Below are 17,394 nucleotides of genomic sequence, written 5' to 3'. Positions count from 1 at the left end.
GCGGGTGGGAGGTGAAGGGAGTGCGGGCTATTTGACGCTTCCGGAGCCGAGGCCGCTCTGCCAGAAGCGCTGCAGGCTCAGGAACGCGATGATCAACGGGATGATCGACACGAAGGCGCCGATGATCACGTAGGTGCGGATCTCCGGGATCTGGTTGACCTGCGAGTTCCAGGTGTAGAGGCCGAGGGTCACCGGGAAGAGCGACTCGTCCCGCAGCATGATCAGCGGCAGGAAGAAGTTGTTCCAGATGGCCACGAACTGGAACAGGAAGATCGTCACCAGAGCCGGGGTCATCAGCTTGCGGGCGATGGTGAAGAACGTGCGCACCTCGCCCGAGCCGTCGAGCCGGGATGCCTCGAGCAGCTCGTCGGGCACGCTGGCCGAGGCGTAGATGCGGGCCAGGTACACACCGAACGGGTTCACGAGGCTCGGCAGGAACACCGACCAGAACGTGTTCGTGGCCCCCACCTGGCTGAAGATCAGGAACAGCGGCAGCGCCAGCGCGGTGGCGGGCACCAGCACGCCGCCGAGCACCACGTTGAACACGAGTTCACGACCCGGGAAGCGGTACTTCGCCAGGGCGTAGCCGGCCATGGCCGAGATCAGGGTGCCGATCAGGGCGCCCGCACCGGCGTAGAGGACGCTGTTCAGCATCCAGCGCAGGTAGATGCCGTCGTTGTAGGCGAACAGGTCGGCGATGTTCTGCACGAGGTTGAAGTCGGCGAACAAGAAGCCGTTCGACGAGCCGAAGTCGCCGCGGCTCTTCGTCGACGACACGAACAGCCACCACACCGGCAGCAGGAAGTAGAACGCCGAGACGATCATCACGATCATCGCCGCGGTGCGCGACATCAGCTTCTCGCGCGGGGCGCCGGGCTGCTTCGTGCGGGACTGACGCGGCGCATCCGCCTGCTTCGCAGCGCGCGGCCTGGTGGGGGTCTCGGCGCTCATTTCTCGCCCTTCCGCTGGGTGAACTTGAGGAACGCGAACGACATCGCGAAGGTGGCGAGGGCCAGCACCACCGACATGGCGGCGGCGAGGTTCACGTTCGGCACGGCCGAGGTGGCGTAGACGGCCATGTTGGGGGTGAAGGTGCTCGACACCGAGGAGGTGAAGCTGCGGAACACCTGCGGCTCCGCGAGCAGCTGCAGCGTTCCGATGATGGAGAAGATCGCGGTGAGCGTGATGGCGGGCACCACCAGCGGGATCTTGATGCGCAGGGCGATCTGCAGCTGGTTCGCACCGTCGAGCTTCGCGGCCTCGTAGATCTCCGACGGGATCGACAGCAGCGAGGAGTAGATGATGAGCATGTTGTAGCCCACGTACACCCAGGTCACCACGTTCGCGATCGACCAGAGCACGAAGTCGGGCGACAGGAACGACACCTCGCTCGTGAGCGCCGAGAACGGCGAGAGGTTCGGCGAGTACAGGTAGCCCCACATGATTGCGGCGATCACGCCCGGCACCGCGTACGGCACGAAGTAGGCGAGCCGGAAGAACTTCTTGCCCTTCACCAGCGGCGAGTCCAGCAGCAGGGCCAGCACCAGCGCGACACCGAGCATCACCGGCACCTGCACCACGCCGAACAGCAGCACCCGGCCGACGGATGACCAGAACACGTCGTTCTGGAACACCGCGATGTACTGCGTCAGCCCGCCGAACACCTCCACCGGCGGCCCGAACGTGCCCTCGCGCTCGACCGTGAGGAGCGACTGGTACACGGCGTAGCCGATGGGCAGCAGGTAGAACAGCGCGAACAGCACGCCGAACGGCAGCATGAACAGCAGCACCGAGCGGGCGTGGGGCACCCGGCGGCGGGGCTTCTTCGTGGTGGGGCTGCCGGTCCGGGCTGCGCCCGTCACGGCGAGAGAGGGAGCGGTCACGGCGCGACCCTCCTTTCCTGGGAGTGGTCGGGTGAGGGAGCCGACAGCGCGGTCTCCGGCTCGAGCCGGATGACGCGCACGCTGTTCGGGGCGACGGTGAGGCGGCCGTCGACGTCGGAACCGTCGATCAGCTCGACGCCCGACACCTCCAGCGCGCGCTCGGTGTCGCCGTTGTTGAAGACGAAGACGAAGCGGGCGGTGTCGCCGCGGCGCTCGATCACCTCGAGATCCGGATGCGCCCCCGCCAGCGGGGGCTCGGCGCCCGCCTCGGCGAGCGCCCGGCCCAGCACGCGGGCCAGCGACCCGGCGTCGAGGTTGGTGGCGAGGTACCAGGCTGTTCCCGCGCCCGCACGGTTGCGGGTCACGGCGGCGGAGCCTGCGACCGGGCCGTCGAGGTACGAGGAGATCACCTCGGCGCCGCGCGGGTGCACCAGCTCGGTCCAGATCGTGGCCGAGGATCCGTCGTCGAGGTCGACGCTCTCGTCGGCGTGCAGGGGGAAGAACTCGTCGGTGCTGACGCCGAGCAGGTCGCGGAAGGCTCCGGGGTAGCCGCCGGTGCGCACCCGGTCGTCGCCGTCGGTGATGCCGCTGAAGAAGGTGACCACCAGGTGGCCGCCGGACTCGGTGTAGCGGGTGAACTCGGCGGCCGTGGCATCCGAGACGCTGTGCAGCGCTGGAACCACCACGAGGGAGTAGCCGGAGAGGTCGGCGCCCGGGCGCACGATGTCGACCGTCACCCCGTTGGCCCGGAGCGCCGCGTAGGCGCGGTGCACCTGATCGAGGTAGCGCACCTCCACGGTGGGGTGGGAGTCGAGGTCGGTGATCCACCAGGGCTCCCAGCCGAACACGAGGGCGACGTCGGCCACCACGCGGGTGCCGGTCACCTCGGCCAGTCGCTCGAGGGTGCGGCCGAGCTCGACGCTCTCGCGCCAGGTCTTCGAGTCGGTGCCGGCGTGCGGCAGCATGGCGGAGTGGAAGCGCTCGCTGCCCTGCACCGAGGCGCGCCACTGGAAGAAGCTGATGCCGTCGGCGCCGCGGGCCACGTGCATGAGCGTGTCGCGCAGCAGCTGCCCGGGGGCCTTGGCGATGTTGTGGGGCTGCCAGTTCACAGCGCTCGTGGCCTGCTCCATCAGCATCCAGGGGGCGCCGCCGGCGACGCCGCGGGTGGTGTCGGCGGCGAAGGCGAGCTCGGTCATCGGGTCGGCGAGACGGTGGTCGAGGTAGTGGTCGTTCGCGATCACGTCCATCTCGGGGGCCCACTGCCAGTAGTCCTGGTGCTTGATGTGGGCCGCCACCATGAAGTTGGTGGTGATGGGCACGGCGCTGTGGCGACGGATGACCTCGGCCTCGGCGCGGTACTGCCCGAGCAGCTCGTCGGAGCTGAAGCGGCTGAAGTCGATGGCCTGGCCGGGGTTGCCGGTCGAGACGGTGAGCCGGGGGGTCTGGATGTGCTCCCACGAGGCGTAGTGCTGGCTCCAGAAGGCGGTGCCCCACGCGGCGTTCAGGGCGTTGAGCGTGCCGTAGCGGGCCTCGAGCCACCGGCGGAACGATCGCGCAGACACGGCACAGAAGCAATGCGCGTTGTGGCAGCCGATCTCGTTCGACACGTGCCAGAGCTTCACGGCCGGGTGGCTGCCGTAGCGCTCGGCCACCTTCTCCACCAGGGCCAGCGAGCGCTCGCGGTACACCGGCGAGCTCGGGCAGAACGCCTGGCGCCCGCCCGGGAAGCGCACGGTGCCGTCGCTCATCATGGGCAGGGTCTCCGGATGCTCGGCCGCGAGCCACGGGGGCGGCGACGAGGTTCCCGTGCCGAGGTTGACCGAGATGCCGTTCTCGTGCAGCAGCTCGATCACCGCGTCGAGGCGGCTGAAGTCGAACCGCCCGGGGAGCGGCTCGAGCTGGGCCCAGCCGAAGATGTTGACGGCCACGAGGTTCACCCCGGCCTCGAGCATGAGCCGAACGTCCTCGCGCCAGACGTCGGGGCCCCACTGCTCAGGGTTGTAGTCGGCGCCGTAGGTGAACCGCGGAGCGCGCGGATCGATCAGGGCGGAGACGGGGGTCGTCGTCACGGCGGGGCAGCTCCTGCTTCGGGTCGGGTGTCCGAGGTGCAGGCGGCGGGCTCGGGCGTGATGAGAACGAATTCTGTGAACGCTCCCAGAGCGGGCGTCGACAACTCCTCTTCGAGAGTCTGTGAACGCTCCCAGAGTAAACACGGTCGCGCGGGCTGTCAACTCCGCAACCCCTCCGGAGTGCGATCCGCCCACCGGTAGGGTTGGGGCCATGCCCCGCTCCAGGCCCGCCGTCCGGGCGACCATCAACGACGTCGCGGCCGTGGCCGGGGTGTCGCGCGGCACGGTCTCGCGGGTGCTCAACGGCGAGGCGTACGTGTCGGATGCGGCCCGCACCGCGGTCGAGCAGGCCGTCGCCGAGGTCGGCTACGTGCGCAACGCCGCCGCCCGCAACCTCGTCACCCGGCGCTCGGGTGCCATCGGGCTGATCGTGCACGAGCCGCACTCGCTCTTCCTCGAAGACCCGAACATCGGCAGCATCCTCCTCGGCATCAACGCGGTGCTCTCCGAGGCCGACTACCAGCTGGTCTCGCTCGTGGTCGACTCCGACCGCGACGGGGCGCGGGTGGGCGCCTATCTCACGGGCGGCTACGTCGACGGCGTGGTGATCATCTCGGCCCGCGAGAACGACCCCGTCGGCATGGCGGTTGCCCGGTCGGGGCTGCCGGCCGCGTTCGTGGGCCATCCGATGGACATCCAGGGCGTGCCCTATGTGGGCATCGACAACCGGGCCGCGGCCCGCGCCATCACCGAGCGCCTGATGGGCACGGGCCGACGGCGCATCGGCATGATCGCCGCCGGTCTCGACCGCGACTCGGGCCACGACCGCCTCGCCGGCTTCACCGATGCGCTCGGCGACCGCTTCGACGCCGGGCTCGTGGTGGAGGTGCCCCTGTTCGCACACTCCAGCGGAATCGCCGGCATGCGCGAGCTGCTCACCCACGACGACCGGGTCGACGGGGTGTTCGCCTCCTCCGACGCCATCGCGGCCGGAGCTCTCGACGCCATGCGCGAGGTGGGCCTGGTCGCCCCCGACGACATCGGCGTGGTGGGCTTCGACGACAGTGCCTGGGCGCGCCGCACCCAACCGCCGCTCTCCACGGTGCACCAGCCGGCCGACCGGCTCGGCCGCCGGGCCGCCGAGCTCGTTCTCGCCCAGATCGAGGGCCGCACGGTCGAGGCCTCCGGCATCTTCCTCGACACCTCGATCGTCTGGCGCGACTCCGCCTGATCCGGGCCGTCTGTGCCGGGCCGTTCTGTGCCGGCCCCCCGGTGAGCAACAAGTACTCAGAATGCGGGTGGTCCGTGCCCGGGTAGCGTCAGCGGGTCCGACCTCCCTTCAGAACCCCAGATGAGGGCCCCATGCTTCGAACCACCCATGCCGTCGCCGCCGGCGCCATCCTGATCTGCGCACTCGCCGCTCCCGCGCCCACCGCCTCGGCCTTCCAGCCGATCGTCGAGCTCCCCGGATTCTCCTCCACCGATCAGGTGGCGGTCGACTCGCCCCTGCACCGCGTGTTCGTGCTCGGCGACGACGCTGCGCGTCGAGACGGACGCCTCTTCGCCATGATCGACTCGCGCACCGACGAGCCGATCGGTTCCCCCGTGCCGATCGAGGGAGGCGATTTCATCGCGGCCGACCCCGTGAGCCACCGCGTCTTCGTGACCGACATGGAGTCGGCCCGCATCAGCGTGCTCGACGGGCGCACCGGGGCGCTCATCGTGCGGTCGGCCCCGCTCGGCCGCCTGATCGGCCAGGTCGTCGTCGATCCCTACGCCGCCCGGCTCTTCGTCATGGACGACCAACGCCATCTGATCACCCTCGACGAGTCCGGTGGAGTGATCCGATCGGTGACCGTGCCGAATGCCGGCACCAGCGTGGCCGTCGACTTCACCGGTCAGAAGGCGTATGTGCCCACCGACGGCCGGGGTGTCGCGGTGGTCGACACAGAAGGCGGAGCCGTGATCGGCTCGGTCGCGGTGAGTGGAGCCACCGGCTCCATAGCGGCGGACTCGTTGAATCGCAGCGTGATGGTCGCCACCGCGGGCTCGGTCGTCACCATCGACACCCGCACCGACATCGTGGCGGCCACCACCCCCATGGGCTACGACACCAACCGCCCGATCGGCGTCGACATCGTGGGCCACACCTATCTCGCGCGCGACAGCGACACGATCGTCTTCGCCGTCACCGGTACGACCGTGAGACGCCTCGCCGTCGACTCGCTCGGATCGATGGGCGTCGACTACCTGCTGCACAAGGTCTACGCCTCGTACACGAACCGCCCCTGGGTGAGCATGCTCGCCCTCTGACACAGCGCGCCTTCGGCGGGGAGAACGACGAAAGCCGTCCCGGCCGATGGCGGCGGGACGGCTTTCGGCGGCGCAGAGAGAGTTACTTCTTGCGGCGGGTGGTGCTGTTGGGGGTGCGGTTCTCGGCCGACACCATCCAGGCGTACTGCTCGAGCTTGTCGATGATGGCGTGCAGGATGTCGGCACTCGTCGGGTCTTCGTCGTCGACCTCGTCGTGCACCTCGCGCATGGTGCCCACCGTGGCCTCGAGGCGCTGGGTGATCAGGTCGACCGTCTCGGCCGTGTCGACCTCGCCGTTCGGGTACTCCGGCAGCGTGGTGGTGGCGGCGACGGTGTCGCTGCGGCCGTCGGGCGCGGCGTGCAGGGCGCGGAGACGCTCGGCCACCACGTCGGAGAACTCGCGGGCGGCGTCGATGATCTCGTCGAGCTGCAGGTGCAGGTCACGGAAGTTCTTGCCCACGACGTTCCAGTGCGCCTGCTTGCCCTGCAGGTGCAACTCGATCAGGTCGACGAGCACCTTCTGCAGGTTGTCGGTGAGCTGCTGCGACGCCTTGAACCCCTTCTCGGCGTTCTGACGGCGGGTGGGCTTCGCTCCGGCGTCGGCGGGAGCCTCGGTGGTGCGTTCGATGGTGCTGGTCATTTTACGAATCCTTTCGTCGCTGACCTCCTCGACCGTACGCCGGGCCGGCGACATCCGCTCGCCCGGTGCGCCGCCCTCTCAGGAACGAGCGCCGGGCACCACCCTCGGCGCGAGACGCCCGCGACTCAGACCTTCGCGTCCTGCTTCGGGAAGACCACCTTCTGAACGATGATGATCGCCGACGCCGCCACCGGGATGGCCACGAGGGCTCCCAGCACCGAACCCAGGGTGCCGCCGGCCACGGCCGCGATCACCACGATGCTGCCGGGCACCGAGACGGCGCGGTTCATGATGCGTGGGCTGAGGAAGTATGCCTCCACCTGCATGTAGATGACGTAGTAGATCAGCGCCACGAGAGCGGTGATCGGCGATGCGAACAGGCACACCAGCACGATGATGAGCGAGCCGCTCAACGTACCCACCAGGGGGATGAGCGAGGCCAAGAACGCCACGAACGCGAACAGCACCGGCAGCGGGGCCCCGATGATCGACAGGAAGATCAGGCTCAGGATGCCGTTGATGGCGGCCAGGCCGATCTGGCCCACCACGTAGCGACCCACCGCCCCCGTCACGTCCTCGGTAAGCGAGGCGAACGACGCCCGCTTGTTGGCCGGCACGAAACGGTAGGTGACCTTCTTCATGCTGCGCAGCGACGCGATGAAGTACAGGGTGAGGATCAGCACGATCACGGAGCCCGTGGCCCCGCTCGCGATGCCGCTGCCCACGGCCAGGAGGCCGCCGCCGAGGGCGAGCAGGTTGTTCGGATCCTGCACGAAGTCGGTGGCCGACTGCACCGCCTGGTTGATGTCGATGAAGTCGCCGAGCTGGGTCTGCACCTGTTTGACGAAGTCGCTGTTGGTGAAATCGGTGACGAGCTGCGGCGACTGCCGGATGAGGTTTCCGGCCTGGTCGACGATCAACGGGATGACCGCGAACAGCAGCCCGGCGAACAGCAGGATGACCGCGGCGAAGACGATCACGATGGCCAACGGCCGCGGCATCCGTCGTTCGAGCCACGACACCAACGGGTCGAGCCCCAGCGCCAGGAAGAGTGCGACGCCGATGTAGATGAGCACGGTGCTCAGCTGCGACACCGCCGAGCCGATCACGAGCGAGAGCAGCACGCCGAGCCCGCCCACGAGGCCGATGCGGAAGGCGTTCACCCGTACCGCGGGCACGCTGTTGTCGCCGGCGACCGCGAGGTCGGAGCCGGGCTGCAACGCGGCGGCCTCGGGGTCGTGCGGTTTTCTCCTGAACACGAAGAGCCCTCATTTCATCTGGTGCTCGCAACATTAGCCCGAGAGCCCCTTTGCCGCCCCTGGGGCCGACCCGGCATGCGTTAATGGACTCACACCATCGCGCAGGAGGAATCAGGCATGGGCAAGCTGCTGTACGGCACCTCGGGCATCGAGATCGAGTTCGACGACCGCACCCTCACGCACCTGCAGATCGTGATCGCCGCGAAGCTCCGGCGCAAGGAATGCTTCTTCTTCTCCTGGAAGGACGACCCGGCCATCGGCGACGGCCGCTCCAGCATCTGGCTCGACTCCTCCATCCCCCTCTACTTCAAGTTCGCCGGCGGCCGGGTGCCCTCGATCAACCGGGAGTGGCTCGACATCCTCACCGCCTCCTCGAACGGCTCGGGCGGGCTGCAGTTCACCGAGGAGCCCGGCACGGGCAACGGTCACGGCGGCGCCTCGGGCGGCCCCGCGACGGTGCGCTGACCACTCGGCCGGAGAGGCGCGTGAACGCGTGAAGCGTGGGAGCCTGAGGGTTCTACTGGGTGCTGCCCCCGGGGTGGGCAAGACCTACGCGATGCTCGACGAGGGTCGGCGGATGCGCGCGGCCGGCACGGACGTGGTCGTCGCAGTGGTCGAGACCCACGGCCGGGCCGCCACGGAGGCGATGACGGCGGGGTTCGAGATCGTGCCGCGGTCCAGTGTCGAGCACCGCGGGGTGGCGCTCGGCGAGCTCGATCTGGCGGCGGTGCTGGCCAGAGCGCCCCAGGTGGCGCTGGTCGACGAGCTCGCGCATTCCAACGCCCCCGGCTCCCGTCACGCGAAGCGGTGGCGCGACGTGCAGGCGCTGCGGGAGGCGGGCATCGATGTGATCTCGACGGTGAACATCCAGCACATCGAGTCGCTGAACGACGTGGTGCAGCAGATCACCGGGGTACCGCAACGGGAGACGGTCCCGGATGCCGTGCTGCGGGGGGCGGACCAGATCGAGCTGGTCGACCTGGCTCCCCAGGCGCTGCGGGAGCGTCTGTCGGAGGGCGTCGTGTATCCGGCCGGCCGGATCGACGCGGCACTGTCGAACTACTTCCGGCTGGGCAACCTCACGGCTCTGCGCGAACTGGCGCTGCTCTGGCTCGCCGACGAGGTCGACTCGTCGCTGCAGCAGTACCGCACCGAGCACGGCATCGGGCAGAAGTGGGAGGCCAGGGAGCGCGTGGTGGTGGCGCTGACGGGCGGGCCGGAGGGCGAGACACTCGTTCGGCGGGGGTCGCGCATCGCGGCCCGCTCGGCGGGTGGGCAGCTGCTCGCCGTGCATGTCTCCGCGCAGGACGGGCTCGTCGAACCGCACCCCGAGGCGCTCGCCGCGCAGCGGGCGCTGGTGGAGAGCCTCGGCGGCACGTTCCATCAGGTGGTCGGCGACGACGTGCCGGTGGCGCTGGTGGAGTTCGCCCGGTCGGTCAACGCCAGCCAGCTCGTCATCGGCGTGAGTCGTCGCAGTCGCGTGGCGGCGCTCGTGACCGGGCCGGGCATCGGAGCCACCGTCATCCGGGAGTCGGGCGACATCGACGTGCACATCGTGAACCACGCCGCCGCGGGCGGGCGGCTGCGGGTACCGTTGCCCGGGCGCCGGGGCTCGCTCACGGTGCGGCGGCGGGTGCTCGGCTTCGTGTTCGTCGTGCTCGCCGGGCCGGCCGTCACGGGGCTGCTGTCGAGCGTGCGCAGCGACGAGTCGATCACGTCGGAGGTGCTGACCTACCAGCTGCTCGTGGTGGTGGCGGCGCTGATCGGCGGGGCCTGGCCGGCACTGGTCGCTGCCGTGCTGTCGGGGCTCACGCTCGACTACTTTTTCATCGAGCCCGTGTACTCGGTCACCATCGCCGACCCGCTGCACCTGCTGGCACTGGGGCTGTACGTGCTGATCGGTGCCCTGGTGTCGTTCGTGGTGGGTCAGGCGGCCCGACGCTCCCGCGCCGCGCGGCGGTCGGCGGCCGAGTCGGAGCTGGTGGCCACCGTGGCGGGCAGCGTGCTGCGCGGTCAGGACGCGGTGCAGGCGCTCGTGGAGGTGACCCGCGAGGCGTTCGGGTTGGCCGCCGTACGGGTGCTGCGGGGCGGGAGGGTGATCTTCGCGGCCGGGGCGGATGACGCGGATGGCGCGGCCGGGCGCGGTGAAGCGGATGGCGCGGCCGGGGCGGGTGGAGCGGATGGCGCGGCCGGGCCGGACGGCCCGGTCGTGCGCCTGCCGGTCGCCGTGGCGGGGGAGTCGCTCGACGCCGTGCTCGAGCTGAGCGGGCGTGAGCTCGGCGCATCCGATCGCCGTCTGCTGGGGGTAATCGTGGCGCAGCTCGCCGCCGCCCTCGAGCACCAGGGTCTCGAGGAGACCGCCCGCGAGCTCGCGCCGATCGCCGCCGCCGACCGCGTGCGCTCGGCGCTGCTCGCGGCCGTGGGGCACGACCTGCGGCGCCCTCTCGCGTCCGCGACCGCCGCCGTCACCGGACTCCGTGGTGACCTCGACCTCGACGACACCGACCGTGAAGAGCTCCTCGCCACCGCCGACGAGAGTCTCGCCGCCCTCACGCGCCTGCTCACCGACCTGCTCGACGTGAGCCGGCTGCAGGCCGGGGTGCTCGGCGTCGCCCTCGAGCGGGTCGACCTCGACGACCTCGTGCCCGCCGTGCTCGACGAGCTGGGCGCCGGGCCCGAGCAGATCGAGCTCGACCTGCCGACCGACCTGCCGGCCTTCGACGCCGACCCCGTGCTGCTGGACCGCGTGCTCGTCAACCTGCTCTCGAACGCCCTGCGCTTCACGCCTCCGGGCGAGCGTGTGGTGGTGGCGGCCAGCGCCTTCGCCGGCACGGTGGAGCTGCGCGTGATCGACCGGGGACCAGGCATCCCGGTCGAGCGGCGAGACGAGGTGTTCGTGCCGTTCCAGCGGCTCGGCGACACCGACAACCTCACCGGCCTGGGGCTGGGGCTCGCGCTCTCGAAGGGTTTCGTGGAGGGCATGGGCGGAACGCTCGAGACGGAGGAGACCCCGGGCGGCGGCCTCACCATGGTGGTGGCGCTGCCTGTCGCGGCCGCCGGGCACGACCCGAAGGGACACCGCGCATGAAGGTCCTGATCGCCGACGACGACCCGCAGATCCTGCGGGCGCTGCGCATCACGCTCGGTTCGCAGGGCTACCAGATCCGCACCGCCGACGACGGAGCCGCGGCCATCGCGGCCGCCGCGGAGTGGGCGCCCGACCTGATCATGCTCGACCTCGGGATGCCGCGGCTGGACGGCATCGAGGTCATCCAGGCGGTGCGCGGCTGGTCGACGGTGCCCATCCTCGTGGTGTCGGGGCGCTCGGGCTCCTCCGACAAGGTCGACGCCCTCGACGCGGGGGCCGACGACTACGTCACCAAGCCGTTCGCCATGGATGAGCTGCTGGCGCGCATCCGGGCCCTCACCCGGCGCAGTGCCCCGGCCCCGGCGGGCGGCGAGCCGGTGGTGACGTTCGGCGACGTCACGGTCGACCTCGCGGCGCGCCAGGTGAGCCGAGGCGACGACCGGAGCACCGTGCGCCTCACCCCCACCGAGTGGAAGATCCTCGAGCTGCTCGTGCGCAACCCGGGTCGCCTGGTCACCCACCAAGAGCTGCTCACCGAGGTCTGGGGCACCCACCGCGTGCGCGAGACCGGCTACCTGCGCCTCTACATCGGGCAGCTGCGCAAGAAGCTCGAACCGGTGCCGGCGAGCCCGCGTCACCTGCTCACCGAGGCGGGAATGGGGTACCGATTCCAGCCCGGGTCGGCGCCGGCGCCGTCGGCTGCTCCGGATGCGGGCGGCGCCGCGACCGACACCTGACGACGTCGCTCTGGTGCGCCGCCCGGCCGCCCGCTAGCGTCGGGGTATGACCACCGAAGCCGCGTCCGGGTTCGGCGGATGGCGTCTCGTCGCCCGGGCCCGCGTGCTGATGATCGCGGGGGTGGTCGCGCTCGTGCTGTCGGCCGGCGGGTGGGTGCTCGTGCAGGGCACGTCGACCGGGATGTCGTGCTCGGGCAGCGAGAGCACGTCGTGCGAGTTCACGCCGGGCCTGCTGGAGTACGTGGTCGTTCAGGTCGCCCAGCGCGGGTTGCCCTCGCTGGGCGGAGCGGCGGCCCTGGCGATCGGTCTCGGGGCCGTGGCGATGGTGCTCGGGCGGCTGGGCGGCGGCTCGGCGCCCATTCTGCGGCGCGGCGCCCGGCCCGGCGCTCGGCCCGGCGCCTCGTTGTCGGGCGCTGCGTCGTCCACCGGTCCCATCTCGTCCGTCGACCTTCAGGGGGCTGTCATGCCGAATCGTCTGGCCGGGTCGCGGCGTGCGCTGCGACTGCTGTGGGTCGTGATGCTCGTGATCGTGCTGCTCGCGCTCGCGGGGGTGGTGATGACGTCGCTGCCGTCGATGTCCGACGTGTGGAACGCGGGCACCTGCGGCATGACGGGCTGCACCTATCCGTTCTGGGCGCAGGTGGCGCTCGGGGTGTCGGCCATCGCGCCGGCGGTTCTCTCGTCAGGGCTTCTGATGCTGCCTGTGCTGGTGCTCACGGGGGCGGTGCTCCGCCTGCTGGAGGCGGGGGGATCCGGGCCGGACACCACTGAGCCGGCCGGCGCGGGTACCGCCGATCCCGTCGCCTGGGCCGTGCCCACCGCGACGAGTGGAGCCGCCCCATCCGGTGCCCTCCCGACGGCGCCGGCCGTCCCTGCCGCGGACTGGTGGGACGAGCTCTCCGAGCAGCCCGACTCGCTCGCGCCGCCCACCGAGTCGCCCGACCAGCCCACCCGCCGCTCCCGCTCCCGCTCCACCTCGTGGGACGGGCGCGACCTCAGCCCGTTCATGCGCCCCGGCGCCGACTGACCGCGGCGCCCCCGTTCACAACGGAGGAGAATGCGTGCGATGAGGCGTATACGGCCTCATCGCACGCATTCTCCTCCGCTGCGAACCCCCACCCGTCCGGTAACCTGACGCGAATGACCACCAGCACCCCGCAGCCGCCCGACGCCCCCCTCGCGATCGTGCAGGTGGCGATGGCTGACGAGGCCGCGCCGTTCCTCGCCCGTGCGACCCGGGTCGGTGAGCCCGACCGCGCCGGCGAGGCCGTCATCCGCCCGCTCGTGATCGACGGCCTGCCCCTGCTGCTGGTGCACAGCGGCATCGGCTTCGTGAACGCGTCGTCGGCCATCACCACGGCCATCGTGCGGGCCCGCGAAGCCGGCTCGCCGCATCCGCTCGTGGTCTCGGCCGGCACCGCCGGCGGTCTCGGGGCAGGGGTCGTGGCCGGTGACGTGGTGGTGGGCAGCCGCTACATCAACCTCGACGCCGACGCCCGCGTGTTCGGCTACCTGCTCGGCCAGGTGCCCGGCATGCCCGCGGTGTACGACGCCGACGAGCGGATGCTCGCGGCGCTCCCCGGCCTCGCTCCGGCCGAGGAGTCGTGGTCGCTGCACGCCGGCCTGATCGCGTCGAGCTACTCGTTCGTGACGGGGGCGCGCGCGGAGATCGCCCGGGAGAGCTTCCCGGAGGTGATGGCGGTCGACATGGAGTCGTCCGCCATCGCCCAGATCTGCTACTCGAACCAGGTGGCCTTCGCCTCGGTGCGCGGCATCTCCGACCTCGCCACCGACGACGCCCCCGACGACCACGTCGACAACACAGACCTCACCTCCGACCGCTCGGCCCTCGTGGCCCTGGCCCTCCTCCGCGAGGCCCTCCGCCCCCGCTGACGCGGCGCGAAGCAGGCACGGGAGGCCCGGATCACGACCTCGTCACCCCGTCGTTACATTGCGGTGCGATAGTTAAGGAGCCTAGGCATCTCGCCCGGCGACCGGAGCCGTCGAAGAGAGACCCACCCCGTGCAATTCCTCGCCGTGCTGAGCATGAAGAACCGCGCCCTGATCGCGCTGGTCACCATCGTCGTCGCCGTGTTCGGCGGGCTCGCGCTCACCAGCCTCAAGCAGGAGCTCATCCCGAGCATCCAGTTCCCGCAGCTGGCCGTGCTCACCACCTACCCGGGCGCCAGCCCCGAGGTGGTGAACGACGACGTGTCGACCCCCATCGAGACCGCCATCTCGGGCGTCGAGGGCCTCGAGTCGACGAGCGCAACCTCGAGCACCAACCTCAGCATCATCTCCGCGACCTTCACCTACGGCACCGACCTCGCCACCGCCGAGCAGAAGCTCACCCAGGCCATCAACCGCATCAAGTCGACCCTGCCGGCCGATCTCGACCCGCAGGTGCTCAGCGGCAGCATCGACGACCTGCCCATCATCTCGATCGCCGTCTCGGGCGAAGACGCCAAGACGCTCGCCCAGCAGCTCGAGACCGCCGCGGTGCCCGACCTCGAAGACGTCGAGGGGGTGCGCGAGGCCCAGGTGCTCGGCCAGATCGGCCAGCGCGTCACCATCACGCCCGACCCGGCGCAGCTCGCCGCCCGCGGCCTCAGCACCAAGGCCATCAGCGACGCCGTGGACAGCAACGGCCGGCTCATCCCCGCCGGCACCCTCACCGAGAACGGGCAGAGCTACGCCGTGCAGTCGGGCGCGAAGCTCGCCTCCACCGACGACATCGCGAACCTGCCGCTGGCCGGCCTCGACACCGACGGCAGCCCGGTCACCATCGGCGAGGTGGCCACGGTGGCCCTGGTCGACGACCCGGTGACCTCCATCTCCCGCGTGAACGGTCAGGATGCGCTGACGATCTCGGTCACCAAGCTCCCCAGTGCGAACACGGTCGAGGTGTCGCAGGGCGTGCGCGCCCTGCTGCCGCAGCTCGAGGGCGACCTGCCGGGAGCCACGTTCACGATCGTCTTCGACCAGGCCCCGTTCATCCAGGAGTCCATCGAATCGCTCGCCACCGAGGGCCTCCTCGGCCTGTTCTTCGCCGTCGTGGTGGTGTTCGTCTTCCTGCTGTCGATCAGATCGACGCTCGTCACGGCCATCAGCATCCCCACCTCGGTGCTGATCACGTTCATCGGGCTGCAGGCCTCCGGCTACACCCTGAACATCATCACGCTCGGTGCGCTCACCATCGCCATCGGGCGGGTGGTCGACGACTCCATCGTGGTGATCGAGAACATCAAGCGACATCTCGGTTCGCTCGCCGGCGCGCAGCTCACCCCGGCCGAGTCGGGGGCGGCCCGTGCCGCACTCATCGTCGACGCGGTGCGCGAGGTGGCGGGAGCCATCACGGCATCCACCATCACCACGGTCGCGGTCTTCCTGCCGCTCGCGTTCGTGGGCGACACCACGGGCGAGCTCTTCCGCCCGTTCGCTCTCACGGTCACCATCGCGCTGCTCGCCTCGCTGCTGGTCGCGCTCACCATCGTGCCGGTGCTGGCCTACTGGTTCGTGCGCCCGCCGAAGGCGCCCAAGACGACCACGGCGTCTGAGTCGACGAAGACCGTGTCCGAGCCGGCGTCGAGCGGGGCGACGGATGCCGCGGCCGCAGCCCAGGCCACCGGCGACGCCGCTCGACCCCACGCCCACGCCGGCCCCCTCGCCGAGGCCGACGCCCTTCCGGTGGCCGCCGGGTCGGCACCCGGTACCGCCCTCGCGACGATCGAGCCGACGCGCTCCCGCCGCCCCCGCCCCAGCGCCCACCGCGCCCTGGACGACGAGGCGCCCACCGCTCTGCAGCGCCGGTACCTGCCCATCATCGCCTGGACGCTGAAGCACTCCGTGGTCACCATTCTGATCGCCGTGGTGGTGCTGCTCGGAACCCTGCCGCTCACCCTGCTGATGAAGACGAACTTCCTCGGCGGCAGCGGCCAGAACACCCTCACCGTCACGCAGACGGTGCCGGTGGGGTCGAGCCTCGAGGCCCAGTCGGCCGCGGCCATGCAGGTGGAGTCGGTGCTCGACGGCATCGACGGTGTAGAGACGGTGCAGCTCACCATCGGGTCGAGCGGCTCATCGCTGCGCGACGCGTTCTCCGGCGGCGGCGACAGCTCGATCACCTACAACATCACCACGAACGAGGATGCCGACCAGGAGGCCCTGCAGAAGACGGTGCGCGACGAGGTCGAGGCCGTGCCCGACGTGGGCGAGATCTCGGTGGCCGCCTCGGCGGGCTTCGGCACCTCCTCCGACATCGCCATCGACGTGACCGCCACCAACCAGGGCGACCTGGCCACCGCATCCGATGCCGTGGTCTCGGCCATGCAGTCGCTCGGTGCCGTGGAGCAGGTCTCCTCGAACCTCAGTGCCTCGCGCCCGTTCGTGCAGGTCGCGGTCGACCGCAGCAAGGCCGCGCAGGCGGGACTCAGCGAGGTGGCCGTGGGCGGCATCGTGTCGCAGACCATGCAGCCCACCTCCATCGGCTCGATCGTGATCGACGACACGAACTACACGATCTACCTCGACGCCCAGAACCCGCCCACCACCCAGGCGCAGCTCGCCGAGCTGCAGATCCCGACGGCGGTGGGCCCGGTGCGGCTGGACTCCCTCGCCACGGTCGCCGTGGTCGACGGACCGTCGACGATCACCACCCAGAAGGGCGTGCGCACCGCGACCGTCTCGGTCACGCCCAACAGCGACGACCTGGGCACCGCGAGCGGCGAGGTGTCGCAGGCGCTCGCCGACGTGTCGCTGCCGGCCGGGGCCACGGCCGACATCGGGGGCGTGGTGACGGATCAGCAGGACGCCTTCTCGCAGCTGGGCATCGCGCTGCTGGTGGCCATCCTGATCGTGTACGTGGTGATGGTGGCCACCTTCAAGAGCCTGCTTCAGCCGTTGCTGCTGCTCAGCTCCATCCCGTTCGCCGCCACCGGCGCGATCGCGCTGCAGGTGATCTCGGGCATTCCGCTCGGGGTGCCGTCGATCATCGGTGCGCTGATGCTCGTGGGCATCGTGGTGACGAACGCGATCGTGCTCGTCGACCTGGTGAACCAGTACCGGGACCGGGGACTCAGCGTGCGCGACGCGCTGATCGAAGGGGCGAGCCGGCGACTGCGGCCCATCCTGATGACGGCGCTGGCCACCATCTTCGCGCTGCTGCCGATGGCGATCGGCCTCACCGGCAAGGGCGGCTTCATCTCGCAGCCGCTCGCGATCATCGTGATCGGCGGCCTGGTGTCGTCGACGGTGCTGACGCTGATCGTGCTGCCGGTGGTGTACAACCTCGTCGAGGGCTGGCGCGAACGCCGCCGCCTGCGCCGCGAGGGTGTTGCGTCCCGTTTCTAAAGCGAGGTAAGCTCACCTCTTCCGCGGTGCCCGTCGGGTGCCTTCTTCCGGAAGAG

The 17,394-nt window shown here is 70.4% G+C and carries 13 protein-coding genes; 8 read left to right on the top strand and 5 right to left on the bottom strand.

Going from position 1 to position 17,394, the window contains the following annotated elements:
* Positions 1-27: 27 nt before the first annotated feature.
* The 3 genes from ACEXOR_RS07455 to ACEXOR_RS07445 all read right to left on the bottom strand — a co-directional run bounded on the left by ACEXOR_RS07455 (position 28) and on the right by ACEXOR_RS07445 (position 3,952).
* The gene (locus tag ACEXOR_RS07455; protein WP_374848839.1) at positions 28-951 is read right to left on the bottom strand and encodes a carbohydrate ABC transporter permease; all 924 of its coding nucleotides are present in this window, start codon (positions 949-951) and stop codon (positions 28-30) included.
* Positions 948-1,778, bottom strand: a complete 831-nt coding sequence (locus tag ACEXOR_RS07450) for a carbohydrate ABC transporter permease (RefSeq protein ID WP_374849210.1) — start codon at positions 1,776-1,778, stop codon at positions 948-950. Before ACEXOR_RS07450 ends, ACEXOR_RS07455 begins: the two co-directional genes overlap by 4 nt.
* Before the next feature lie 101 nt (positions 1,779-1,879).
* Complete coding sequence (locus tag ACEXOR_RS07445) at positions 1,880-3,952, bottom strand: beta-galactosidase (RefSeq protein ID WP_374848838.1); 2,073 nt, start codon at positions 3,950-3,952, stop codon at positions 1,880-1,882.
* Positions 3,953-4,163: 211 nt separating this feature from the next.
* On the opposite strand from ACEXOR_RS07445, the gene ACEXOR_RS07440 reads away from it, so the two are divergent.
* Both ACEXOR_RS07440 and ACEXOR_RS07435 read left to right on the top strand, forming a co-directional pair.
* Positions 4,164-5,183 carry a LacI family DNA-binding transcriptional regulator gene (locus tag ACEXOR_RS07440; protein ID WP_374848837.1) on the top strand — a complete coding sequence of 340 codons (1,020 nt, stop codon included), beginning with the start codon at positions 4,164-4,166 and terminating at the stop codon, positions 5,181-5,183.
* Between the two features lie 131 nt (positions 5,184-5,314).
* Positions 5,315-6,265, top strand: coding sequence for a YncE family protein (locus ACEXOR_RS07435; protein WP_374848836.1), 951 nt, complete (start codon positions 5,315-5,317; stop codon positions 6,263-6,265).
* A gap of 82 nt (positions 6,266-6,347) precedes the next feature.
* Here the strand turns inward: ACEXOR_RS07435 and ACEXOR_RS07430 are convergent, their stop codons facing one another.
* Together ACEXOR_RS07430 and ACEXOR_RS07425 are read right to left on the bottom strand one after the other, a co-directional pair.
* Complete coding sequence (locus ACEXOR_RS07430; RefSeq protein WP_374848835.1) at positions 6,348-6,905, bottom strand: Dps family protein; 558 nt, start codon at positions 6,903-6,905, stop codon at positions 6,348-6,350.
* 125 nt (positions 6,906-7,030) lie between these two features.
* Positions 7,031-8,164 (bottom strand): AI-2E family transporter, encoded by a 1,134-nt coding sequence (locus ACEXOR_RS07425; protein WP_374848834.1) that lies wholly within the window; start codon positions 8,162-8,164, stop codon positions 7,031-7,033.
* A 117-nt stretch (positions 8,165-8,281) separates the two neighbouring features.
* Between ACEXOR_RS07425 and ACEXOR_RS07420 the strand changes: the two genes are divergently transcribed.
* The 6 genes from ACEXOR_RS07420 to ACEXOR_RS07395 all read left to right on the top strand — a co-directional run bounded on the left by ACEXOR_RS07420 (position 8,282) and on the right by ACEXOR_RS07395 (position 17,338).
* Positions 8,282-8,629 carry a DUF7882 family protein gene (locus tag ACEXOR_RS07420; protein WP_374848833.1) on the top strand — a complete coding sequence of 116 codons (348 nt, stop codon included), beginning with the start codon at positions 8,282-8,284 and terminating at the stop codon, positions 8,627-8,629.
* Positions 8,630-8,657: 28 nt separating this feature from the next.
* Entirely contained in the window at positions 8,658-11,252 is a 2,595-nt protein-coding gene (locus ACEXOR_RS07415; protein WP_374848832.1) for a sensor histidine kinase, read from the top strand.
* Positions 11,249-11,989, top strand: a complete 741-nt coding sequence (locus ACEXOR_RS07410) for a response regulator (protein ID WP_374848831.1) — start codon at positions 11,249-11,251, stop codon at positions 11,987-11,989. The genes ACEXOR_RS07415 and ACEXOR_RS07410 overlap by 4 nt, the downstream gene beginning before the upstream one ends.
* 46 nt (positions 11,990-12,035) lie before the next feature.
* Positions 12,036-13,016: a hypothetical protein gene (locus ACEXOR_RS07405; protein ID WP_374848830.1), complete on the top strand. Its 981-nt coding sequence runs from the start codon at positions 12,036-12,038 to the stop codon at positions 13,014-13,016.
* Between the two features lie 113 nt (positions 13,017-13,129).
* Positions 13,130-13,882, top strand: coding sequence for a 5'-methylthioadenosine/S-adenosylhomocysteine nucleosidase (gene mtnN / locus ACEXOR_RS07400; protein ID WP_374848829.1), 753 nt, complete (start codon positions 13,130-13,132; stop codon positions 13,880-13,882).
* A gap of 129 nt (positions 13,883-14,011) precedes the next feature.
* Positions 14,012-17,338, top strand: a complete 3,327-nt coding sequence (locus ACEXOR_RS07395) for an efflux RND transporter permease subunit (protein WP_374848828.1) — start codon at positions 14,012-14,014, stop codon at positions 17,336-17,338.
* The last annotated feature ends 56 nt before the right edge of the window (positions 17,339-17,394 follow it).

The organism is Herbiconiux liangxiaofengii (assembly GCF_041927335.1).
GTDB classification, from domain to species: Bacteria; Actinomycetota; Actinomycetes; order Actinomycetales; family Microbacteriaceae; genus Herbiconiux; species Herbiconiux liangxiaofengii.
This window is presented reverse-complemented; position numbering and strand designations above follow the sequence as displayed.

Excerpts from the sequence above, each read along its gene's own strand:
- ACEXOR_RS07430 (WP_374848835.1), bottom strand. The coding sequence starts at position 6,905 with ATGACCAGCACCATCGAACGCACCACCGAGGCTCCCGCCGACGCCGGA.
- mtnN (WP_374848829.1), top strand. The coding sequence starts at position 13,130 with ATGACCACCAGCACCCCGCAGCCGCCCGACGCCCCCCTCGCGATCGTG.
- ACEXOR_RS07435 (WP_374848836.1), top strand. The coding sequence starts at position 5,315 with ATGCTTCGAACCACCCATGCCGTCGCCGCCGGCGCCATCCTGATCTGC.
- ACEXOR_RS07450 (WP_374849210.1), bottom strand. The coding sequence starts at position 1,778 with ATGCTGCCGTTCGGCGTGCTGTTCGCGCTGTTCTACCTGCTGCCCATC.
- ACEXOR_RS07405 (WP_374848830.1), top strand. The coding sequence starts at position 12,036 with ATGACCACCGAAGCCGCGTCCGGGTTCGGCGGATGGCGTCTCGTCGCC.
- ACEXOR_RS07420 (WP_374848833.1), top strand. The coding sequence starts at position 8,282 with ATGGGCAAGCTGCTGTACGGCACCTCGGGCATCGAGATCGAGTTCGAC.
- ACEXOR_RS07410 (WP_374848831.1), top strand. The coding sequence starts at position 11,249 with ATGAAGGTCCTGATCGCCGACGACGACCCGCAGATCCTGCGGGCGCTG.
- ACEXOR_RS07440 (WP_374848837.1), top strand. The coding sequence starts at position 4,164 with ATGCCCCGCTCCAGGCCCGCCGTCCGGGCGACCATCAACGACGTCGCG.
- ACEXOR_RS07455 (WP_374848839.1), bottom strand. The coding sequence starts at position 951 with ATGAGCGCCGAGACCCCCACCAGGCCGCGCGCTGCGAAGCAGGCGGAT.